General features: G+C 59.4%; 3 protein-coding genes. All 3 read left to right on the top strand.

All coding sequences use genetic code 11. The annotated features are described in order from the left end of the window. Positions 1–1,495: AMP-binding protein (locus AC1DT3_RS15525; protein WP_477466144.1), on the top strand; the 1,495-nt coding region annotated here is incomplete at its 5' end. Beyond that, positions 1,492–2,364, top strand: a complete 873-nt coding sequence (locus tag AC1DT3_RS15530) for a branched-chain amino acid ABC transporter permease (RefSeq protein ID WP_477466145.1) — start codon at positions 1,492–1,494, stop codon at positions 2,362–2,364. The genes AC1DT3_RS15525 and AC1DT3_RS15530, both read left to right, overlap by 4 nt. Continuing rightward, positions 2,364–3,347, top strand: coding sequence for a branched-chain amino acid ABC transporter permease (locus AC1DT3_RS15535; RefSeq protein ID WP_477466146.1), 984 nt, complete (start codon positions 2,364–2,366; stop codon positions 3,345–3,347). Before AC1DT3_RS15530 ends, AC1DT3_RS15535 begins: the two co-directional genes overlap by 1 nt. Positions 3,348–3,396 lie beyond the last annotated feature (49 nt).

Below are 3,396 nucleotides of genomic sequence, written 5' to 3' on the forward strand. Positions count from 1 at the left end.
GTCGAGGGCGGATCTGCATGCGGCGGCGCTGCGACTTGGCAGCGCGCTTTCGCGCCGGGGTATCGGAGCCGGATCGGTCGTATCCTTCCAATTGCCGAACTGGCACGAGGCCTGCGTCATAAACCTCGCATGCGCGTTGTACGGTTTTGTCGTCAATCCGCTCTTGCCGATGTATCGGGAGCGCGATCTCAGCTTCATCCTTTCGCAATGCCGCAGCGACGTGCTGTTCATCCCGAGCGGATTCCGCAATACGGATTTCGAGGCTCTTATCGGACGCGTGAACTACGAAACGAAACGCGCTGATCGCATATTCACGGTCCGGTCGCCGGTAAACCGGGCGTCATCCTACGAGGAACTGATCGGCGAGGAAGGTGAGATCATCCAGCCGCTCAAGACGGATAACGGCGCGGTAAAACTCATCATCTACACATCCGGAAGCACGGGCAGCCCCAAAGGCGTGCTGCACAGCCACCACACGGTGCACGCGACCGTGCAGCAGGGAGCGGATTTCTGGGGTGTCGATGGATCCGACAAACTCTTCGTGCCTTCGCCGGTCGGGCATATCGGCGGATCGATGTATGCATTCGAGATGCCATGGCTTACCGGTGCAACCGCGATCCTCCTCGAGGCGTGGGACGCCGCCACGGCAGTGGCGATGATGGATGCCGAGGGAGCGACGTTTCTCGCGGGGGCGACGCCGTTCCTTCAAGGGTTGCTCGACGCGGCAGTTGCCAAGGGAAGCCGCCTTTCTTCGCTCAAGCGCTTTGTATGCGGTGGGGCGAGCGTACCGGTCTCATTGATCGAGCGCGCTCAAAACCAATTCGAGAACGCAGTCATCTCGCGCGCCTACGGGTCGTCCGAGGTGCCGATCATCTGTCCCGGCGTCCGCACCAGACAAGATGCATTTCACGGCCGGACGACGGACGGAGAGATCATGGCGGACATCCGCATCCGGGACGAGAACAACGCCCCAGTCTCCCTCGGCGCGAGCGGAGACATTGTCGCCAAATCCGCGCGGATGTTCATTGGCTATCTCGACGACCGCGACGAGGTGGATCAGTTCACTGCCGACGGTTATTTCAAGATGGGCGATGTGGGCCGCGCGGTCGATGGTCGGTTCTTGGAGATCACAGGGCGGAGAAAGGAAATCATCATCAGAAATGGTGAGAACATCAGCCCGCGCGAGATCGAGAACGCGCTGCTTGCACATCCGTCGATCGTCAACGTGGTGGTTGTCGGCATTCCGGACGATCGCACTGGAGAGCGCGCCGTTGCATTCCTGGTCCCCAAGGCCGGCGCCGATCTCACGATCGAGGAGATGCGAGCCTATCTTTCAGATGCCGGCATCGCGCGTCAAAAATTTCCGGAGGAGCTCCATCTCATGGAGCGCCTTCCGATGAATTCGATTGGAAAGGTCCTCAAGGATCAATTGAAGGCCGACTTACTGAATCAACGAGGTCCCGTCCCGACCATGTCTGCGGAGGCCGCCCGGTGACATCGCAAATCGCATTCGCCGCCGTCAATGGCATCGTCCTCGGCATGGCCGTGTTCCTTGTCGCGGCGGGATTGACGTTGGTTTTCGGAATCTTGAAGGTCTTCAACTTCGCTCATGGAAGTTTCTTCATGATTGGGGCGTATATCGCCCATTCCATCACGGGTCAGGACCCGTCTTCGCTCCCCTGGTATCTCTTTGCCGCGTTGGTTGCTGCGCTCGCTGTCGGCGCAATGGGCGTGATTACGGATCTAGTCGTATTGCGCCGACTGGCCGGTGTCGCCAACGACTACACCCTCATTGCAACGTTCGCGATCTTGTTGCTCTGCGACGGCGCCACGAAAATGATCTTTGGTCAGGACATCTATGCGGTCTATCCGCCACCGGTCCTGGATCAGTCCTTCGATGTGGGCATCATCCTCACATATTATTCGATCTTCATCGTGCTCTGTGGCGTTGCCGTCTTCGTGCTGCTCGAAGTCGGGCTCAACCGATTGTGGTTCGGCAAGCTGGTTCAGACGGTTGCCCGTGACGCCTGGATGGCGAGTCTCATGGGGCTGCGCGTTCAGCGGCTGAAGCTGTTCAGCGTGGGCGCGAGCTTCGCGTTGGCGGGGCTTGCAGGCGGGCTTCTCGTCGCCAATCAAAGCCTGTCGCTCAGTCTCGGCCATTCCTATCTTCTACTTGCATTCAACTCCGTGATCGTTGGAGGGCTGGGCAGCATTCGAGGCGCATTTTTCGCGGCATTGATTTTCGGCCTGTTCGAAAGTTTCAACTCCGTTCTGCTGCCGTCCATGCCTGGCACCGTCTCCTATGTCGTCCTGATTGCCGTGATCCTGCTCAAGCCGGACGGCCTATTCCCGGAGCATGCTTGATGGACACACGTCTCGCGGTGAATATCCTGGCGGTTGCGACCTTTCTCTCAGCTCTCGCCCTCGCGCCGTTTTTCGTCAATCAAGGACTGCTCTTTCTGATCGGATTGGCCATGCTCCAATCGGTCTTCGCGCTGTCGTGGAATTTGATGTTTCGCTATGCAGGGCTGGCGTCGTTCGGCCACGCCATGTTCTTTGGAATCGGGGGATACGCCGTCGCCGCGGTCATGTTTCACCGCTTGCCGATTCCTTTTCTGGTTGCGATCGTCATGGCAACGGCAATCGGGGCGATCTCGTCTTTCGTAATTGCGCTGATCGTGCTCAAGCGCGCCGCGGGCATCCAACTTGCGGTGTTGACGTTGGCCCTGTCACAGCTCGTGCTCCTGTTCGTGAGCTACACGGACTTTCTGGGGCGGGATGATGGCTTGTCTGGTCTCGCGCGACCCGTGATCAACCTTGGTTTATTCACATTGGACCTTCGTCCGCCAACGGCATTCTACTATTTCATGCTGGTGGCGTGCGCCTTGGTGACGGGCGGCCTTCTGTGGTTTGTTTCAGGTCGGCGCGGCCGCGCTCTTCTCGCGGTCCGGATCGACAGCGAGCGGGCCGCTTTTCTCGGGATCGATGTGAGAAGCAAGCGTGTGTCGGCTTTCACGCTGGCCGGCGCGATAGCCTCCTTCGCCGGTGCTCTTGCCGCGCCTTGGGCACAGATCATCTCGACCGACAGCATGTCGTGGTTCACGTCCGCTCAGCCCATGCTCGCGACGCTGCTCGGAGGCGCGAGCTCGTTTTGGGGACCCGTGATCGGCGCGTTCGGCTTGATCTCCGTCAGCTATTTCACCCGCACATTCGTCGGATTGTCGGAGTTCATGGTCGGCGGCATTCTGCTCGTGGTGGTCTTGCTTGCGCCATCCGGAATTGCCGGYCTCTTCCAAAAGCTGGGGCGCCGCAGGAAGCCTACAGCCCTCGGCGAGGAGCGGAACTGATGACAATCCTGGCGGCGAGCAACATCAAAAAATCCTATGGTAGCCTGCA

This window comes from Microvirga sp. P4_G7 (genome assembly GCF_056401005.1).